Origin of the sequence: Streptomyces shaanxiensis, assembly GCF_039537145.1 — a bacterium.
GTDB classification, from domain to species: domain Bacteria; phylum Actinomycetota; class Actinomycetes; order Streptomycetales; family Streptomycetaceae; genus Streptomyces; species Streptomyces shaanxiensis.
Genome location: NZ_BAAAZY010000012.1, coordinates 286909 through 302805 on the forward strand (window position 1 = coordinate 286909; position 15897 = coordinate 302805).

The window sequence follows — 15897 nt, forward strand, 5'->3', positions numbered from 1 at the left end:
GTAGCAGTCGGGAAGCGCCCGACCGGGGCGGCGCTTCCTGAGGCGTGAGCGCCGTAGGCTGTTTGCGTGCTCTTGCTCGCTCTGGATACCGCCACCCCCGCCGTCACCGTCGCGCTGCACGACGGTACGGACGTCATCGCCTCGTCGAGCCAGGTGGACGCGCGCCGGCACGGCGAGTTGCTGCTGCCGGCCGTCGACCGGGTCCTCGCCGAAGCCGACGTGAAACTCGACGCCGTCACCGGCATCGTCGTAGGCATCGGACCCGGCCCCTACACCGGACTGCGCGTCGGACTGATGACCGCCGACACGTTCGGACTCGTCCTCGGCGTCCCCGTGCACGGCGTGTGCACGCTGGACGGTCTCGCGTACGCCGCCGACATCGAGAAGGGCCCGTTCGTCGTCGCGACCGACGCCCGGCGCAAGGAGGTCTACTGGGCGCGGTACGCCGACTCGCGTACCCGTCTGACCGACCCGGCCGTCGACCGGCCCGCCGACATCGCCGACCGGGTCGCCGGACTGCCCGCCGTCGGCGCGGGCGCCCTGCTGTACCCCGACACCTTCCCCGGCGTCCACGAGCCCGAGCACGTCTCGGCGGCGGCGCTCGCGGCACTGGCCGCCGAGAGACTGGCCGCGGGCGAGGAACTGCCCGCGCCCCGGCCGCTGTACCTGCGCCGGCCCGACGCCCAGGTCCCCAAGAACTACAAGGTGGTCACCCCCAAGTGACCGAACCCGTGACCCCTTCCGCCGCTCCGTCCGGTCCCGCGCTGCGCGAGATGCGCTGGTGGGACATCGACCGCGTGCTGGAGCTGGAGAAGGACCTGTTCCCCGAGGACGCCTGGTCCCGGGGCATGTTCTGGTCCGAGCTGGCCCATGCCCGCGGGCCCGAGGCGACGCGGCGCTATGTCGTCGCCGAGGAGGGCGAGCGGCTCGTGGGATACGCCGGCCTCGCCGCCTCCGGGGACCTCGCCGACATCCAGACCATCGCCGTCGCCCGTGCCCACTGGGGGACGGGGCTCGGCGGCCGTCTCCTCACCGAACTGCTGCACGCGGCGACCGACTTCGACGCCGCCGAAGTGATGCTGGAGTGCCGTGTGGACAACGTCCGCGCGCAGAAGCTCTACGAGCGCTACGGCTTCGAGGCGATCGGCTTTAGGCGCGGCTACTACCAGCCGGGGAACGTCGACGCGCTGGTGATGCGCCTGACCACAGCGCCCGACAGCGGCTCCGCCGCGGGCGAAAACTCCGTACAAGGAACCGAGATCAATGGCTGACTCGCGGGACGAACCCCTCGTCCTCGGCATCGAGACCTCCTGTGACGAGACCGGCGTCGGCATCGTCCGCGGCACGACCCTGCTCGCCGACGCCATCGCCTCCAGCGTCGACGAGCACGCCCGCTTCGGCGGCGTCGTGCCGGAAGTCGCCTCCCGGGCGCACCTGGAGGCGATGGTCCCGACCATCGAGCGCGCGCTGAAGGAGGCGGGGGTGAGCGCGAGGGACCTGGACGGCATCGCCGTCACCGCCGGCCCCGGGCTCGCGGGCGCGCTGCTGGTCGGCGTATCGGCGGCGAAGGCGTACGCCTACGCGCTGGGCAAGCCGCTCTACGGCGTCAACCACCTCGCCTCCCACATCTGCGTGGACCAGTTGGAGCACGGCGCGCTGCCGGAGCCGACGATGGCGCTGCTGGTGTCCGGCGGGCACAGCTCTTTGCTGCTGTCCTCGGACATCACCTCCGACGTCCGCCCGATGGGCGCGACCATCGACGACGCGGCGGGCGAGGCCTTCGACAAGATCGCCCGGGTGCTGAACCTCGGCTTCCCCGGCGGCCCGGTCATCGACCGCTACGCCCGCGAGGGCGACCCGAACGCGATCGCGTTCCCGCGCGGCCTGACCGGCCCGCGCGACCCGGCGTACGACTTCTCCTTCTCCGGTCTCAAGACGGCGGTCGCCCGCTGGATCGAGGCCAAGCGGGCGGCGGGCGAGGAGGTGCCGGTGCGCGATGTCTCGGCCTCCTTCCAGGAGGCGGTCGTCGACGTGCTGACCCGCAAGGCCGTCCGCGCCTGCAAGGACGAGGGCGTCGACCACCTGATGATCGGCGGCGGCGTGGCCGCCAACTCCCGCCTGCGGGCCCTGGCCCAGGAGCGCTGCGAGGCGGCCGGTATCCGGCTGCGGGTGCCCCGGCCGAAGCTCTGCACGGACAACGGGGCGATGGTGGCGGCGCTGGGCGCGGAGATGGTCGCGCGCAACCGGCCGGCGTCCAGCTGGGACCTGTCGGCGGACTCCTCGCTGCCGGTGACGGATCCGCACGTTCCCGGCCACCACCATGACCACGTGCACGAGGTCAGCAAGGAGAACCTCTACTCGTGACGGTCGCGTTGATGTGGGAGGCGCGGGCGGTGCCCGGGCGGGGCGAGGAGCTGCTCGCCTGGGCGCGGGCGCAGGAGTTGGCGGTACGGCCCCTGCGCCGGGAGACCTTGCGAGCACCGCAGGATCGGGTGCTCGTCGTCACCTGGTGGGATGCGCCGTACGACGCCGAGCTTCCCGAACTGCCCGAGCCGGGCGGGGAGTTGGTCACTCGGGCCGTGCATCGGTGGCGGTTCGAGTCCGTCGACGTCCGGACGGGGTGAGCCGGAGAGGTCTCGGTCACCCCGGTCCCGACACCTCCGCCTCGCACCGCAACCGCCGCTCCGGCCCCAACTCCCGTACAGGACCCGTGAGTTCCAGTCGCGCCGTATGCCGTACGTCCGCGCTGGACGCCGCCAACCGCAGCTCCAGGACACCCGGTTCGACCACCCGTCGGCCTGCGCGGTCCGTGAAGGAGGACAGGTCGGTGTGGAAGCGGAAGGTCACGCGGCTCGACTCGCCCGGTGTCAGCTCCACTCGTTGGTAGCCGATGAGCCGTACGTCCGGGCGGGTCACCGATGCCACCGGGTCGTGCAGGTACAGCTGGACGACCTCCGCGCCCGCGCGGTCGCCCGTGTTGCGGACCGTCACCGACACGTCGTACGAGCCGTCGGTGCTGATCTCGGTGGGGGCCTCGCCGCCGGTGAAGTCCGTCCACTCGAAGGTCGTGTACGAGCGTCCGTGGCCGAACGCGTACAGCGGCGTCGGATCCAGGTTGCTGACCTCCCCCGCCAACCCCAGGGGCGGTTGGAGGTACGTCCACGGCTGGCCTCCGGGCACCCTCGGCACACTCACCGGCAGCCGCCCCGACGGGTTCACGCGGCCCGACAGCACTCCCGCCACCGCAGGGCCGCCCTCCTCCCCGGGGAAGAACGCCTGGACGGCCGCCGCCAGGCGCCCCTGCCAGCGGCCCAGTGCGTACGGGCGGCCGGTGAGGAGGACCAGGACCACCGGGACGCCGGTCGCGACGAGGGCGTCCAGCAGGTCGGCCTGTACGCCGGGCAGCCGTAGGTCCGTCACGTCGCAGCCCTCGCCCGACGTGCCCCGCCCGAACAGCCCGGCCCGGTCGCCCAGTACCGCGAGGCACACGTCCGCCTCCGACGCCCGCGCCACCGCCTCCTCGAAGCCCGCCGGGTCCGGGTCCAGGACCCCGCAGCCCTCCGCGAACGTCACCTTGGCGTCGGGGAGTTCGGTGCGCAGCGCCTCCAGGACCGTCGGGATCTCGATGCCCATCGGCACCTCGGGGTGGTGCGTGAGGACGTGGGAGGGGAAGGAGTAGCAGCCCAGCATCGCGAGCGCGTCCGCCGCGCGGGGGCCGACGACCGCGATCCGGGCGTCCGGGGAGAGAGGCAGTGTCCCGTCCGGGTTGTCCAGCAGGACCACCGACTTCTCCGCCAGCCGGCGGGCGACGGAACGGTTCGCGGGGGAGTCCAGATCGAGGTGCGCCGCCCGCGGCTCCGGGGTCCAGTCCTCGTCCAGGAGGCCCAGCTCGCACTTCTGGAGCAGGACCCGGCGCGCCGCCCGGTCCACCAGTTCCTCCGGGACCTCACCCGCCCGGATCGCCTCCACCAGCGGTTCCCCGTAGCACTTCAGGGTCGGCAGCTCCACGTCGATACCGGCGGCCAGCGCCGCGTGCGCCGCCTGGGCCGGGGTGCCCGCCACGCGGTGCAGGGTCTGCAGGAAGCCGATGCCGAAGTAGTCGGCCACGACCGTTCCGGTGAACCCCCACTGCTCCCGGAGGAGTTCGGTCAGCAGCGCCGGGTCCGCCGACGCCGGCACCCCGTCCGTCTCGTTGTACGCCGCCATCACCGAGCGCGCCCCGCCCTCGCGCAGCGCCATCTCGAACGGGGGGAGAGTGACGTCCGCGAACTCCCGGACGCCCGCCCGTACCGGTGCCAGGTTGCGCGCGCCCGCCGAGGACGCGTACCCGGCGAAGTGCTTCAGCGTCGCGACGACCCCGGCCGACTCCAGACCCCGGACGTAGGCCGCGCCGATCGTGCCGGTCAGGTACGGGTCCTCGCCGATGGTCTCCTCGACCCGGCCCCAGCGCGGATCGCGTACGACGTCCAGGACCGGCGCCAGACCCTGATGGACGCCGGCCGCGCGCAGATCGCCGCCGATGCGCCGGGCCATCTCCTCGACGAGCGGCGGGTCGAAGGCGGCCCCCCAGGCCAGCGGGACCGGATAGGCCGTGGCCTGCCAGGCCGTGAAGCCCGCCAGGCACTCCTCGTGGGCCACCGCGGGGATGCCGAAGCGGCCCGCGTCGGCGATACGGCGCTGGGCGCGGGCCAGTGCCTGCGCGCCCAGCGCCGGGTCCACGGGGGCGGTGCCGAAGGAGCGGGTGAGCTGGCCGAGGCCGTGGGTGATGAGCTCCGCCCAGTCGTAGTCGACGGTCATGTCGTGCTGGTGCGGGGCGACTCCGTCGCCGTCCGAGGCGGCGCCCACCCACACGCCGTACAGCTGGGCGGTCTTCTCCCGCAGGGTCATCCGGGAGAGGAGGTCGGCTACGCGGGCGGCGGCGGGCAGGGCGGGGTCGCGCCAGGGGGCGGTGGTCATGAAACTCCTGTCGGGGCGATGGCCCACTCGCGAATGTTTCGTTGTTCACCTCGAATGTTCCGGGAACTTAGGTGCGGTGAGAAGGGTTCGTCAAGAGGCCGCGCAGGGATACGATCGCCGCCATGACTGCCCGTGAGCCCGCTGAAACCCGGACGACAGAGTCGGAAAGCCGGTCGACACCGTCGGAAACCCGGACGACCACGACCACGGCATCGACGACCGCCCGGTCCGCCCAGACCGCGACGCTCGCCGAGATCGCCCGTGAGGCCGGCGTCTCGGCGCCGACTGTTTCGAAGGTCCTCAACGGACGCGCCGACGTCGCCCCGGCCACCCGCACCCGTGTCGAGGAACTGCTGCGCGCCCACGGCTACCGGCGCCGGCGCGCCGAGGCCAGCCGCTCGCCCCTGATCGACCTGGTCTTCCACGAACTGGAGAGCGCCTGGGCGATGGAGGTCATCCGGGGCGTGGAGAACGTCGCCCGCGACGCCGGACTGAGTGTCGTGCTGAGCGAGAGCGCCGGTCGGCTGACGCCCGGCCGGACCTGGGCCGACCAGGTCGCCGCCCGCCGCCCGCACGGTGTGATCCTCGTGCTGTCCGGCCTCGACGAGTCCCAGCGCGCCCTCCTCACCAGCCGCTCGATCCCGTTCGTGGTGATGGACCCGGCGGGCGACCCGGGCGCCGACGTGCCGTCCATCGGGGCGACCAACTGGCAGGGCGGCCTCGCCGCCACCCGGCACCTGGTCGAGCTGGGGCACCGCAGGATCGGCGCGATCACCGGGCCGTCCCGGATGATGTGCAGCCGCGCCCGCATCGACGGCTACCGCGCCGCCCTGGAGACGGCCGGGCTCCCGGTCGAGCAGGACCTGATCCGGCCCGGCGACTTCCACCACGAGACCGGCTACCGGCAGGGCCTGGAGCTGCTGCGCCGCCCGGACCGGCCGACCGCCGTCTTCGCCGGCAACGACCTCCAGGCGCTCGGGCTGTACGAGGCCGCGCGCGAGCTGGGGCTGCGGATCCCGGAGGACCTGAGCGTGGTCGGCTTCGACGATCTGCCGGTCACCCGCCTGGTGGGGCCGCCGCTGACGACCGTACGGCAGCCGCTGACGGAGATGGCCGAGGCGGCGGCCAAGCTGGTCCTCGACCTCGCGCGGGAGGAGGGGACGCCGGCGGCGACGCGGGTGGAGCTGGCGACGAGTCTGGTGGTGCGCAGCAGTACGGGGGAGCCTCCGGCGGTGTAGCGGGAGAGGCCGGCTGCCGTATGGCGGGAGAGGCGTGTTGCTGTATTGACGGGTGTTTCCCGGCGCCTCACACTGCACCGAAGCCAGTCGGTTGTTCAACCGAAACTTTCGGAGGCGCCCGCAATGAGATCTCTGAGAACCGGCTTATCCCTGGCGGCACTTGTCACCTGCCTGACGACGCTGCTCACGGCGCCCGCCGCGCACGCCGCCGACACCCCGCTCCGCGACCTCGCCGCCGCCAAGGGCAAGGTCATGGGTACGGCGGTCACCGGCTCCAAGCTCACGGGCACCTACGGCGACATCGCGGGCCGCGAGTTCAACGCGCTGACCCCCGGCAACGCCATGAAGTGGGGCTCCGTCGAGCCCACGCGCGGCACGTTCAACTGGGCCGAGGCCGACCAGATCGTCGACTTCGCCGAGGCGCACGGCCAGCAGGTGCGCGGCCACACCCTGGTCTGGCACAGCCAGAACCCGAGCTGGCTGACGAACGGCAGCTGGACCTCGGCCGAGCTGAGCCAGTTGATGAACGACCACATCGCCCTCGAAGTCGGCCGCTACAAGGGCAGGCTGGCGACCTGGGACGTGGTGAACGAGCCGTTCAACGAGGACGGCACCTACCGGCAGACCCTCTGGTACAACGGCCTCGGCGCCGACTACATCGCCCAGGCCCTGACCGCGGCCCGCGCCGCCGACCCGAGCGCCAAGCTGTACATCAACGACTACAACGTCGAGGGCGTCAACGCGAAGAGCACCGCCCTGTACAACCTGGTCAGGTCGCTGAAGGAGCGGGGCGTCCCGATCGACGGGGTCGGGCTCCAAGCGCACCTGATCCTCGGTCAGGTGCCGTCCACCATGCAGCAGAACATCCAGCGGTTCGCCGACCTCGGCGTCGACGTGGCCATCACGGAGCTGGACATCCGTATGCAACTGCCCTCGGACAGCGCCAAGCTGACGCGGCAGGCCGCCGACTACAAGGCCGTCGTGAACGCCTGCCTCGCGGTGTCCCGGTGCGTCGGCGTCACCGTCTGGGGCTTCACCGACTCCGACTCCTGGATCCCGAGCACCTTCCCGGGGCAGGGCGCGGCGACGCCGTACGACGAGAACTACGCGCCGAAACCGGCGTACTACGCGATCGCCGAGGCGCTCGGCGGCGGCACGACGACACCGCCGCCCACGGACGCGTGCACGGCGACCTACAGCGTCACCAACCAGTGGAACACCGGCTTCACCGGGCAGGTCAGGATCGCCTGCTCGGGGGCGGCGCTGTCGTCCTGGAAGGTGGGCTGGAGCTTCGGCGCGGGGCAGCAGCTCACGCAGGCCTGGAACGCGAGCTGTGCACAGTCGGGGGCGGCGGTCACCTGCTCCAACGCCTCGTACAACGGCACGGTTCCCGACGGCGGCTCGGTGACCTTCGGGTTCAACGGGACGTGGAGCGGGAGCAATCCGGTGCCGTCGGTGACCCTGGGCTGAGAAGAGTCAGAGAAGTCTGAGATTTTCCGAAGAAAACCCGGTCTGGCGTTCCTGCCCGTAATAATTCGGACTTACGTTCCTCCTCGTGACTGGACGAGACGAGAACGGGGACGACGGCAGACGGGCGGGCCGGCGGTCGAGGGTGCTGAAGACCGCCGGCCTGATCCTCGCGGGCGCCCTGGTGCTGGGCGTGGGGACGGCGGGCTGGGCCTACTGGCACCTGAACGACAACATCAAGAGCGTCGACATCGACAACGCGCTCGGCGACAACCGCCCGCTGAGCGGCGTGACGACACCGGTGCCGTCGGGATCCGCCTCGGCCTCCCCCCTGCCCACGGGGTCCCTGAACATCCTGGTCCTGGGTTCGGACTCGCGCAGCGGCGAGGAGAACCAGGAGTTGGGCGGCGGCAGCAGCACCGGGGCCCGCTCGGACACCGCGATGGTGGTCCACATCGACGCCGGCCGCACGGAGGCGACGGTCGTCAGCATCCCGCGCGACACCCTCGTCACCCGCCCGTCCTGCCCCCTGTCGTCGGGTGGCTCGACGGAGGTGGCCTACAGCACGATGTTCAACAGCGCGTACGCGATCGGCGGCCCCGTCTGCGCGGTGGCGACGGTCGAGTCCGTCACCGGCATCCGCATGGACCACTACATCGAGATCGACTTCTCGGGCTTCGCGAAGCTGGTGGACGCGCTGGGCGGCGTCACGGTCACAACGGACGAGGACATCGACGACGAGGACAGCCACCTCCAACTGGAGGCGGGCACCCATCACTTGGACGGCGAGCAGGCGCTGGCCCTGGCCCGCACCCGGCACGGCATCGGCGACGGCAGCGACCTGGGCCGCATAGGCCTGCAACAGAAACTGGTGAAGGCCCTCCTGGACCAGATCTCCACCACGTCCCTCCTCACCGACCCGACCCGCCTCTACCGCGTCGCCGACGCGGTGACGGGCAGCCTGACGACGGACACGGGACTGGACTCACTGAGCGAGCTGATGAGCCTCGGGGAGAGTCTGAGCGGGCTGTCGTCGGACGCGGTGCGGACGGTGACGATGCCGGTGGTGCCGGCGGCGTCGGACCGGAATCGGGTGGTGGCGGACGAGCCGGAGGCGGGGGAGTTGTGGGAGTCGCTGCGGTAGGAGCGCGCTGGTTCGCGTACGCCTGAGGTGACTCCGCGCGCTCGCGATGAACACGTTCACTCCCTGTGAAGGGAGGGGCGCGGAGGGTTCCGCGCGGCCATCATTCAGGTGTGCTTCGGGGGCCGTTGAGAAGGGCGCGTGCGCGCCGGCGACTCGTCCGCGACGGCCTCTTCGCCGGCGTCGGATTGGGGGCGACCGGCCTCGCCGTGGCGATGATCGTGACCGGGAATGCCGAGACTCTGGCTGCGGTGGCCGGGCTGCCCGTGGGCATCGCCTCGCTGCTGATGGCCCTCGCGGACTTCTTCCGCCAGGAGCCGACGGCGCCCGACCCGGCGGTGTACGCCGACGACCTCGCGCGGACGCTCAGGGCGCAGTGGCTGGAGGAGGCGGAGGCCAGGCGGCTGCGCGACCCCCGGGTGCTGCCCCTCGCCTGGACGGCGACGGCCCGAGAGGTCGCCGACGAGTCGCGCACGCGCGCACCCGGGGCGGTGGGCGGCAGGGTGGTGCGGGTTCATCTCGACGGCCGTCTCGCCGGGCGATTCGAGGAGGTGACTTCCCAACTCGCCCGGGGTTACGGCCAGTTGGCTCAGCGCAGGCTGGTTGTCATCGGTGAGCCCGGAGCGGGCAAGACCGTCCTCGCGATGCTGCTGACACTGGGACTCCTCGACGCCCGCGCGCCGGGAACCCCCGTCCCCGTCCTGCTCCCCGTGTCCTCCTGGGACCCCTTGCGTGAGCGCCTCGACGACTGGATCGTGCGCTCCCTCGCCGTCCCGCACTACAGCGGCCGTGAGGAGATCCCGCGCAGCCTGCTGGCCCACGGCCTGCTGCTCCCCGTACTCGACGGTCTCGACGAGATCCCCGAGTCCGCCCGGCGCGGCGCCATTCGCGGCATCAACCACGGCATCGGCGGCGAGCGGCCCGTCGTTGTCACGTGCCGTGCCGTGGAATACGAGGAACTCATCCGCGGCGGTGCCCCGAGGCTGCGTCAGGCGCCGGTGGTGGAGGTGCTGCCGGTGCCGCCCGAGGACGTCATCGGATATCTCCGGGACACGGAGTGGCCGGAGGGAGTGGTGTGGGACGGGGTCATGGGCCACCTGGGCACGGAGCCGGACGGGCCGCTGGCGGAGGCTCTGTCCACGCCGCTGATGGTGACCACGGCACGGCTGGTGTACCAGCGCGGTGGCACGCCCGCGGAGCTCCTCGACCGAGAGGTGTTCGACTGCCGTTACGCGGTCGAGGACCACCTCACCAGCCGGGTGGTCGACGCGGTGTACGCCCCCGACACGCGGCTTCCCGAGGACGCGGAGGCGGCGCAGCGCTGGCGCCCCGAGCAGGCGCGGCGCTGGCTGACGTACCTGGCCGGCTATCTGCACGACCACCGCGAACGGGACCTGAACTGGTGGCTGATGGGCGGGCGGCTGCTGCCGACCTGGGCCGGACCCGTCGCCGGGCTGGTTCTGGGGCTGCTGGTCGCCTTCGGGGCCGCGGTGTGGGTGGCCCTGACCGAGGGGCTGGACGGCGCCCAAGGGGCCGGCTCGGTGGCCGCTCTGACGCTGGCGATCGGCGGGGGCTTCGCGGTGGGCGGGTCCGTCGTCTGGTACGCGGTGGGCGATCCGCTGCCGGGACGGCTGTACTGGTCGCTCAGCGGCTCGCGGAAGCGGCTGTGGCGAGGTTTCCGCAGCGGCGTCGTGCTGTGCCTCGCCGTTGTCCTTCCGGTCGGCGCGGCCGTCACCCTCGTCCATGTTCTCCGGTACACGCTGGGACCGGGGACCCTGCAAGGCGCCGAGGCGGTCGCCACGTGGCTGACGCTCTGCCTTGCGTTGAGCATTGTCACGGGGCTGTCCCTGGCCACGCACGGCTGGCTCAACGCGCCCCCGTCCCGGGCGTCTCAGGTGAGCCCTGCGAACTCCCTGGCCCAGGATCGAGGGTCGGCTGTGTCCGGAGCGCTGATGGCCGGTGTGGTCTTCGGCGCGACCGGGCTGCTCGGGCTGCAGGCGGGGCTGCTGGGCGGAGGCCTGGTCTTTCGCATGGCCAACGGGTGGCCGGGTTGGCCGAGGGACGGAGAGACCCGGGACTTCGCCACGTATGTGTGGCGGAGTTCGGGAGGGGAATTCGGTCCGGAGCACTACGGCTACGGCGTGCCGTACGTGCTGCCCGGGATGCTCTTCGCTCTCCTCGTTCTGCTGTCCCGCGCATGGCCCCGCTTCGTCCTGGTCCGTCTCTGGCTCGCCGCGAGCGGCAAGCTGCCGTGGCGGCTGATGGCCTTCCTCGCCGACGCCCGGCGTCGGGAGATCCTCCGGCAGTCGGGCGGCGCGTACCAGTTCCGCCACATCCGCCTCCAGGAGGCGCTGGCCGCTCGTCCGACGTACGAGGAACCCCGGCCCACGCCCGGGCGGCCGGACTCCGCGGGCGTGCGGCGCAGGGTGGTGCTGGCGGCGGGGGTGGCAGTGGCGGTCTCGGGGGCGGGGGCGGTGGTCCGGCACCATGAGGACGAAAGCCTCGTGACGTTTTCGGGGGCGGCGGGCACGTCGGTGGGCCCGGTGGTCTTCCGGCCGAAGACGAACGACGTGTTCTGGGGAGATGGGAAGGGCGCGGTCTGGCGTGGCGATGTCCGTACGGGACCGCACCGGGTACTGGAACCGCCGCGTCCGGTTCGTGACAGCGAGACAGGTGAACCGACGGACCAGGAGGTCACCTCCATGGCCTTTCATCCGGACGGCAAGATTCTCGCCGTCGACCGCCCCGGGGAGATGCAGCTCTGGGATGTGCGGCGACAGCAGCCGCGTCTGCTGTCTGCCGGATGGAGCGACGTGGTCGGCAACCTGGCCTTCAGCCAGGACGGTGAGTACCTCGCCGGACTGGATCGCGGCGACCCGGACGAAGAGTGGTACAGAGTCTTCCTCAGGCGAGTCGACTCCCAGGGCCGGCTCAAATGGACCGAGCACCGAAAGGACTGGAACGAGGCGGCGGCCGAAGCAGTTGCCTTCCTCGACGGCGGAAACCTGGGAGTCCTTGCCAGGAAGCGCCTCATGACGCACCCCGTGCCGGGATTCGACCAGGGGAAGCAGCTTTTCAAGGTGAAGAAAAAGGTGAGTGCCCGTGGTGCTGGGCTCGCCTTGACCACCAGCCGCCAGGGTGACCGTCTGCTGGTGAGCAGTGGCTATGCCAGCGAGTTGTGGCGGCTGGGAACGGACGAAACGTGGGCACCTGTCGCGATGCTCCCCGGCATGTACCTCGCAACCTTCCATCCGAGGGACCCCGTGCTGGCCTTCAACTCAGGTGACGACGGAACGATCGAGCTCTGGTCCATCGCAGAGAAGCCGGAGCCGTTGAAAACCCTCCATGGACACATGTCCTCGGTCGACTCCATGGACTTCAGCTCGGACGGCCGCCTGCTGGCAACGAGCAGTTACGACGGGACCGTTCGCCTGTGGGAGGTCAGCTACCGTCCGTAGCACGCTAAGCGTCGCCCGGCGTGTGACAACGGGCGCTACTCCCCCGACAACTCGCTCATGCGCGGCAGCGCTTCCGCATCCTCCTCCGTGAGGAAAGCGGGGAAGAACGGCCGGCGCTCCGGGGCGGCGGCGCGGCGGGTGTCGGCTCGTCGGAAGACCAGGGCGCCGTAGACGACGTTGGCCGGCTCGGTGATCGCCGCGCGCACGGTCGGGCGGTACGGCGCCGGGGCGCTGCTGGTGGTGGGCGGGGCCGTGGGACTCGGGGTGCTGGTCACGGTGGCGGCGAGCGCGGGGGACGGAGCGGAGGGGGCGCAGGGGCTGATCGACGGCTACTCGGCGGCGTACTGGGTGGCCACCGGGCTGCTGGCGGTGGCTGCCGCGGCCGCCGGGTTCCTGTCCGGGAGGGGCGCACCGCCTGCGGAAATGCCGGCCGGAGAAAAATCTCCGAAGAAAAATGGCGAGCGTGTCGATCCGGACGTCTCCCGTTCGACGCAGGGGTGAGAGGCCGGGAAGAGCCCGGTCGCCGACCCTGAGACCCGAGGAGTCACCATGCCCCGCTACCTGTCCCTCGTCCGGATCGACGAGTCCACCGCGCCCGCCGAGGGCCCCAGTCCCGAGCTGATGCAGCGCATGGGTGAACTGCTGGAGGAGATCACCAAGGCCGGCGTGATGCTCGACACCGCTGGGCTCACTCCGTCGGCGCAGGGCACCCGGGTGCACTGGGACGGCGCGAAGACCTCCGTCACCGACGGGCCCTTCACCGAGTCCAAGGAGGTCATCGGCGGCTACGCGATCATGCAGTGCAAGGACAAGGCCGAGGCGCTGGAGTGGGCCTCGCGGTTCCTGAAGGTCCACGGGGAGGAATGGCAGGTGACCTGCGAGGTGCGGGAGATCGCCGAGGGCTGATCCGCCCTCCTTGGATCCGCGGCCGTACAGGTGTTGCATGGTGGGCTGTGAAGCCGCAGCCCACCGCAGACACCGGCGGTACCCCGGACGACACGACGGCGACCATCGAAACCGTCTTCCGCATCGAGTCGCCCCGCGTCATCGCCGCCGTCACCCGTATGGTCCGCGACGTCGGCATCGCCGAGGAACTCGCGCAGGACGCGCTGGTCGCCGCGCTGGAGCAGTGGCCCCGGGACGGCGTCCCCGACAACCCCGGTGCCTGGCTCATGGCCACCGCCAAGCACCGCGCCGTCGACCTGATCCGGCGCCGGGAGAACTACGCCCGCAAGCTCGCGGAGATCGGCCGCGACCTGGAGACGACCGCACCGCCCGAGGAGCCGTCCGCCCTCCGCGACCCGGACGACATCGACGACGACCTGCTCCGCCTGGTCTTCACCACCTGCCACCCGGTGCTGTCGCCGGAGGCCCGCATCGCCCTCACCCTCCGCCTGCTCGGCGGCCTGACGACACCGGAGATCGCCCGCGCGTTCCTGGTGCCGGAGGCCACGGTCGCCCAGCGCATCGTCCGCGCCAAGCGCACGCTCGCCACGAAGAACGTCGCTTTCGAGGTCCCGTACGGCCCCGACCGCGAGGCCCGCCTCGGCTCGGTCCTGGAGGTCATCTACCTGATCTTCAACGAGGGCTACGCCGCCACGGCCGGCGACGACTGGCTGCGCCCGGCCCTGTGCGAGGACGCGCTGCGCCTGGCCCGTGTGCTGTCCGGCCTGATGCCGAAGGAGCCGGAGGTGCACGGCCTGACCTCGCTCCTGGAGTTCCAGGCCTCCCGCACGACGGCCCGCACCGGCCCGTCCGGCGAACCGATCCTCCTCAAGGACCAGAACCGCACCCGCTGGAACCGCATGCTCATCGCCCGCGGCATCAAGGCCCTGTCCCGCGCGGACGCCACGACCACCGGCGCCCCAGGCCCGTACGCCCTCCAGGCCGCCATCGCCGCCTGCCACGCGCACGCGTACACCTACGAGGAGACGGACTGGAAGACCATCGCCACCCTGTACGGCCTCCTCGCCGCCCGATCCCCGTCCCCCGTGGTCGAGTTGAACCGGGCGGTCGCCGTCTCGATGGCCGAGGGCCCGGAGCCCGCGCTGCGGATCGTCGAGACGATCGCCGCCGAACCCGCCCTCCGCGACTACCACTTGCTGCCGAGCGTGCGCGGAGACCTCCTCGCCCGCCTGGGCCGTACGGCGGAGGCGCGGGCGGAGTTCGAGCGGGCGGCGGCGCTGACGCGGAACGAACGGGAGCGGGAACTGCTGCTGCGCCGGGCGGCGGAGTCCTCGGAGATCTCGGAGATCTCGGAGATCTCGGAGACCTCGGAGTCTTCGGAGAGCTCGTGACTCAGGCCGGGCGCCCCACCAGCATCGTCGGCGCCCCCGCCACCCGCGTCAGAAACACCGTCGCCGAGTTGGGGCCCTGAGGCCTGACCTTCTTCCGCAGCTCCTCCGGCTCGACGGCCGACCCCCGCTTCTTCACGGTCAGCGTGCCGACCTCCCGCTCGCGCAGCAACGCCTTCAACTTCTTTACGTTGAAGGGCAGTTGGTCGGTGATCTCGTACGCCGTCGCATGCGGTGTCGGCCGCAGCTCGTCCGCCGTGACGTACGCGATGGTCGCGTCGATCAGCCCGCCGTCCAGCTGGTCGGCGACCTCCGCGACCAGATGCGCCCGGATCACGGCGCCGTCGGGCTCGTACAAGTACCGTCCGACGGGCCGGACTTCAGGGTCGGGGAGGCGGCGGGACAGCAGCGAGCGCGGTCCCGGCAACAAGGTGGCCCGCACCGCCCCGGGCTCCGTCCCGAACCACAGCACCGCCTCCTTCACATCGCCACCGTCCGAGATCCACTCGGCTTCGGCGTCCTCGGGAATCGCCTCATGGGGAATGCCCGGCGCGATCTTCAGTGCGGCACGGGGCGCCTTCCGCGCCGCCTCCACGGCCCAGGACAACGGCGGCGAATACGCCTCCGGGTCGAAGATCCTCCCGCGTCCGCCGCGCCGCGCCGGGTCGACGAACACGGCGTCATAGCCGCCCGTGTCCACCCCGACGACATCGGCCTCGCGCACCTCCACCAGGCCCCCGAGCCCCAGCGCCTCGACGTTCGCCCGCGCCACCGCCGCCGTCACCGGATCCCGGTCCACCGCCAGCACCCGCACCCCGGCCCGCGCGAGCGCGATCGCGTCGCCGCCGATCCCGCAGCACAGGTCGGCGACCGAGCCGATGCCCAGCGCCTTCATCCGCCCGGCCCGATACGCCGCGACACTCGCCCGCGTCGACTGCTCGACCCCGTTCAGCGTGAAGAACATCCGGCCCGCGTCCGCCGCCCCGAACTTCGCCACCGCCCGCTGCCGCAGCCGCGCCTGCCCCAGAGCCGCCGACACCAGCTCTACGGGGTGCTCGCGGCGCAGCCTTGTGGCGACGGCGAGTTCGTCGGCGGGGTCGGTGTCGCGCACGGCGTCGAGGAGGGCGCGGCCCTCGGGGGTGAGGAGGGAGGAGAAGGAGGCGAGGTCGTTCACCGGGTCATTGTCGGACAGCCGGTGGGCTGTCTGTACACCGTGGGGTGGGCCCGGCCGCCCCTGCGAGCCCGGTCTGCCGGGTGTGGCCGACCGCGCCGGGCGCCGGGGCGGCGGGCCGCCTGTTCACCGCGGGCCAGGTCGATGACCGTCCGCTCGCCGTGGGCTTAGT

14 protein-coding genes are annotated in these 15897 nt (G+C 71.9%); 11 read left to right on the forward strand and 3 right to left on the reverse strand.

From position 1 onward, the window contains the following. Nucleotides 1-66 precede the first annotated feature (66 nt). Genes tsaB through ABD932_RS24415 form a run of 4 tightly spaced genes read left to right on the forward strand, consistent with a single transcriptional unit; the run spans nucleotide 67 to nucleotide 2624 of the window. On the forward strand, nucleotides 67-723 hold the full coding sequence (tsaB, locus tag ABD932_RS24400; RefSeq protein WP_345015646.1) for a tRNA (adenosine(37)-N6)-threonylcarbamoyltransferase complex dimerization subunit type 1 TsaB: 657 nt from the start codon (nucleotides 67-69) through the stop codon (nucleotides 721-723). Between the two features lie 50 nt (nucleotides 724-773). Further along, nucleotides 774-1271, forward strand: coding sequence for a ribosomal protein S18-alanine N-acetyltransferase (gene rimI / locus ABD932_RS24405; RefSeq protein ID WP_250091711.1), 498 nt, complete (start codon nucleotides 774-776; stop codon nucleotides 1269-1271). Further along, on the forward strand, nucleotides 1264-2364 hold the full coding sequence (gene tsaD / locus ABD932_RS24410; RefSeq protein WP_345015647.1) for a tRNA (adenosine(37)-N6)-threonylcarbamoyltransferase complex transferase subunit TsaD: 1101 nt from the start codon (nucleotides 1264-1266) through the stop codon (nucleotides 2362-2364). Before rimI ends, tsaD begins: the two co-directional genes overlap by 8 nt. Then, nucleotides 2361-2624 (forward strand): hypothetical protein, encoded by a 264-nt coding sequence (locus tag ABD932_RS24415; RefSeq protein ID WP_345015648.1) that lies wholly within the window; start codon nucleotides 2361-2363, stop codon nucleotides 2622-2624. Before tsaD ends, ABD932_RS24415 begins: the two co-directional genes overlap by 4 nt. Nucleotides 2625-2640: 16 nt before the next feature. Here ABD932_RS24415 and ABD932_RS24420 read toward each other — a convergent pair whose 3' ends face one another. Next, a complete protein-coding gene (locus ABD932_RS24420) occupies nucleotides 2641-4956 on the reverse strand; it encodes a beta-xylosidase/alpha-l-arabinosidase (RefSeq protein WP_345015649.1) in 2316 nt (771 codons plus the stop codon). Nucleotides 4957-5078: 122 nt separating this feature from the next. Here ABD932_RS24420 and ABD932_RS24425 point away from each other — a divergent pair, with 122 nt between their 5' ends. From ABD932_RS24425 to ABD932_RS24440, 4 genes are all read left to right on the forward strand, one after another. Continuing rightward, complete coding sequence (locus ABD932_RS24425; protein ID WP_345015650.1) at nucleotides 5079-6194, forward strand: LacI family DNA-binding transcriptional regulator; 1116 nt, start codon at nucleotides 5079-5081, stop codon at nucleotides 6192-6194. 123 nt (nucleotides 6195-6317) lie between these two features. Continuing rightward, nucleotides 6318-7664 carry a glycoside hydrolase family 10 protein gene (locus ABD932_RS24430; RefSeq protein ID WP_345015651.1) on the forward strand — a complete coding sequence of 449 codons (1347 nt, stop codon included), beginning with the start codon at nucleotides 6318-6320 and terminating at the stop codon, nucleotides 7662-7664. Nucleotides 7665-7749: 85 nt separating this feature from the next. After that, nucleotides 7750-8805 carry an LCP family protein gene (locus tag ABD932_RS24435; protein WP_345015652.1) on the forward strand — a complete coding sequence of 352 codons (1056 nt, stop codon included), beginning with the start codon at nucleotides 7750-7752 and terminating at the stop codon, nucleotides 8803-8805. Between the two features lie 125 nt (nucleotides 8806-8930). Further along, nucleotides 8931-12260, forward strand: coding sequence for an NACHT domain-containing protein (locus ABD932_RS24440; RefSeq protein ID WP_345015653.1), 3330 nt, complete (start codon nucleotides 8931-8933; stop codon nucleotides 12258-12260). Between the two features lie 35 nt (nucleotides 12261-12295). Here ABD932_RS24440 and ABD932_RS24445 read toward each other — a convergent pair whose 3' ends face one another. Continuing rightward, nucleotides 12296-12466, reverse strand: a complete 171-nt coding sequence (locus tag ABD932_RS24445; RefSeq protein WP_345015654.1) for a hypothetical protein — start codon at nucleotides 12464-12466, stop codon at nucleotides 12296-12298. Between ABD932_RS24445 and ABD932_RS24450 the strand changes: the two genes are divergently transcribed. The 3 genes from ABD932_RS24450 to ABD932_RS24460 are packed head-to-tail and all read left to right on the forward strand — an operon-like array spanning nucleotide 12450 to nucleotide 14557. Continuing rightward, nucleotides 12450-12761, forward strand: coding sequence for a hypothetical protein (locus ABD932_RS24450; protein ID WP_345015655.1), 312 nt, complete (start codon nucleotides 12450-12452; stop codon nucleotides 12759-12761). The two genes, ABD932_RS24445 and ABD932_RS24450, sit on opposite strands and share 17 nt — an antisense overlap. A gap of 48 nt (nucleotides 12762-12809) precedes the next feature. After that, the gene (locus ABD932_RS24455) at nucleotides 12810-13166 is read left to right on the forward strand and encodes a YciI family protein (protein ID WP_126394316.1); all 357 of its coding nucleotides are present in this window, start codon (nucleotides 12810-12812) and stop codon (nucleotides 13164-13166) included. Between the two features lie 47 nt (nucleotides 13167-13213). Next, on the forward strand, nucleotides 13214-14557 hold the full coding sequence (locus ABD932_RS24460; protein WP_345015656.1) for an RNA polymerase sigma factor: 1344 nt from the start codon (nucleotides 13214-13216) through the stop codon (nucleotides 14555-14557). A gap of 1 nt (nucleotide 14558) precedes the next feature. On the opposite strand, the gene ABD932_RS24465 is transcribed toward ABD932_RS24460, so the two are convergent. Next, entirely contained in the window at nucleotides 14559-15728 is a 1170-nt protein-coding gene (locus ABD932_RS24465) for a THUMP-like domain-containing protein (RefSeq protein ID WP_425587507.1), read from the reverse strand. Between the last annotated feature and the right edge of the window lie 169 nt (nucleotides 15729-15897).

What these genes read in the sequence shown, in the direction of transcription:
- ABD932_RS24425 (WP_345015650.1), top strand. Translation starts at nt 5,079, where the DNA reads ATGACTGCCCGTGAGCCCGCTGAAACCCGGACGACAGAGTCGGAAAGC.
- rimI (WP_250091711.1), top strand. Translation starts at nt 774, where the DNA reads ATGCGCTGGTGGGACATCGACCGCGTGCTGGAGCTGGAGAAGGACCTG.
- ABD932_RS24420 (WP_345015649.1), bottom strand. Translation starts at nt 4,956, where the DNA reads ATGACCACCGCCCCCTGGCGCGACCCCGCCCTGCCCGCCGCCGCCCGC.
- tsaD (WP_345015647.1), top strand. Translation starts at nt 1,264, where the DNA reads ATGGCTGACTCGCGGGACGAACCCCTCGTCCTCGGCATCGAGACCTCC.
- ABD932_RS24430 (WP_345015651.1), top strand. Translation starts at nt 6,318, where the DNA reads ATGAGATCTCTGAGAACCGGCTTATCCCTGGCGGCACTTGTCACCTGC.
- ABD932_RS24455 (WP_126394316.1), top strand. Translation starts at nt 12,810, where the DNA reads ATGCCCCGCTACCTGTCCCTCGTCCGGATCGACGAGTCCACCGCGCCC.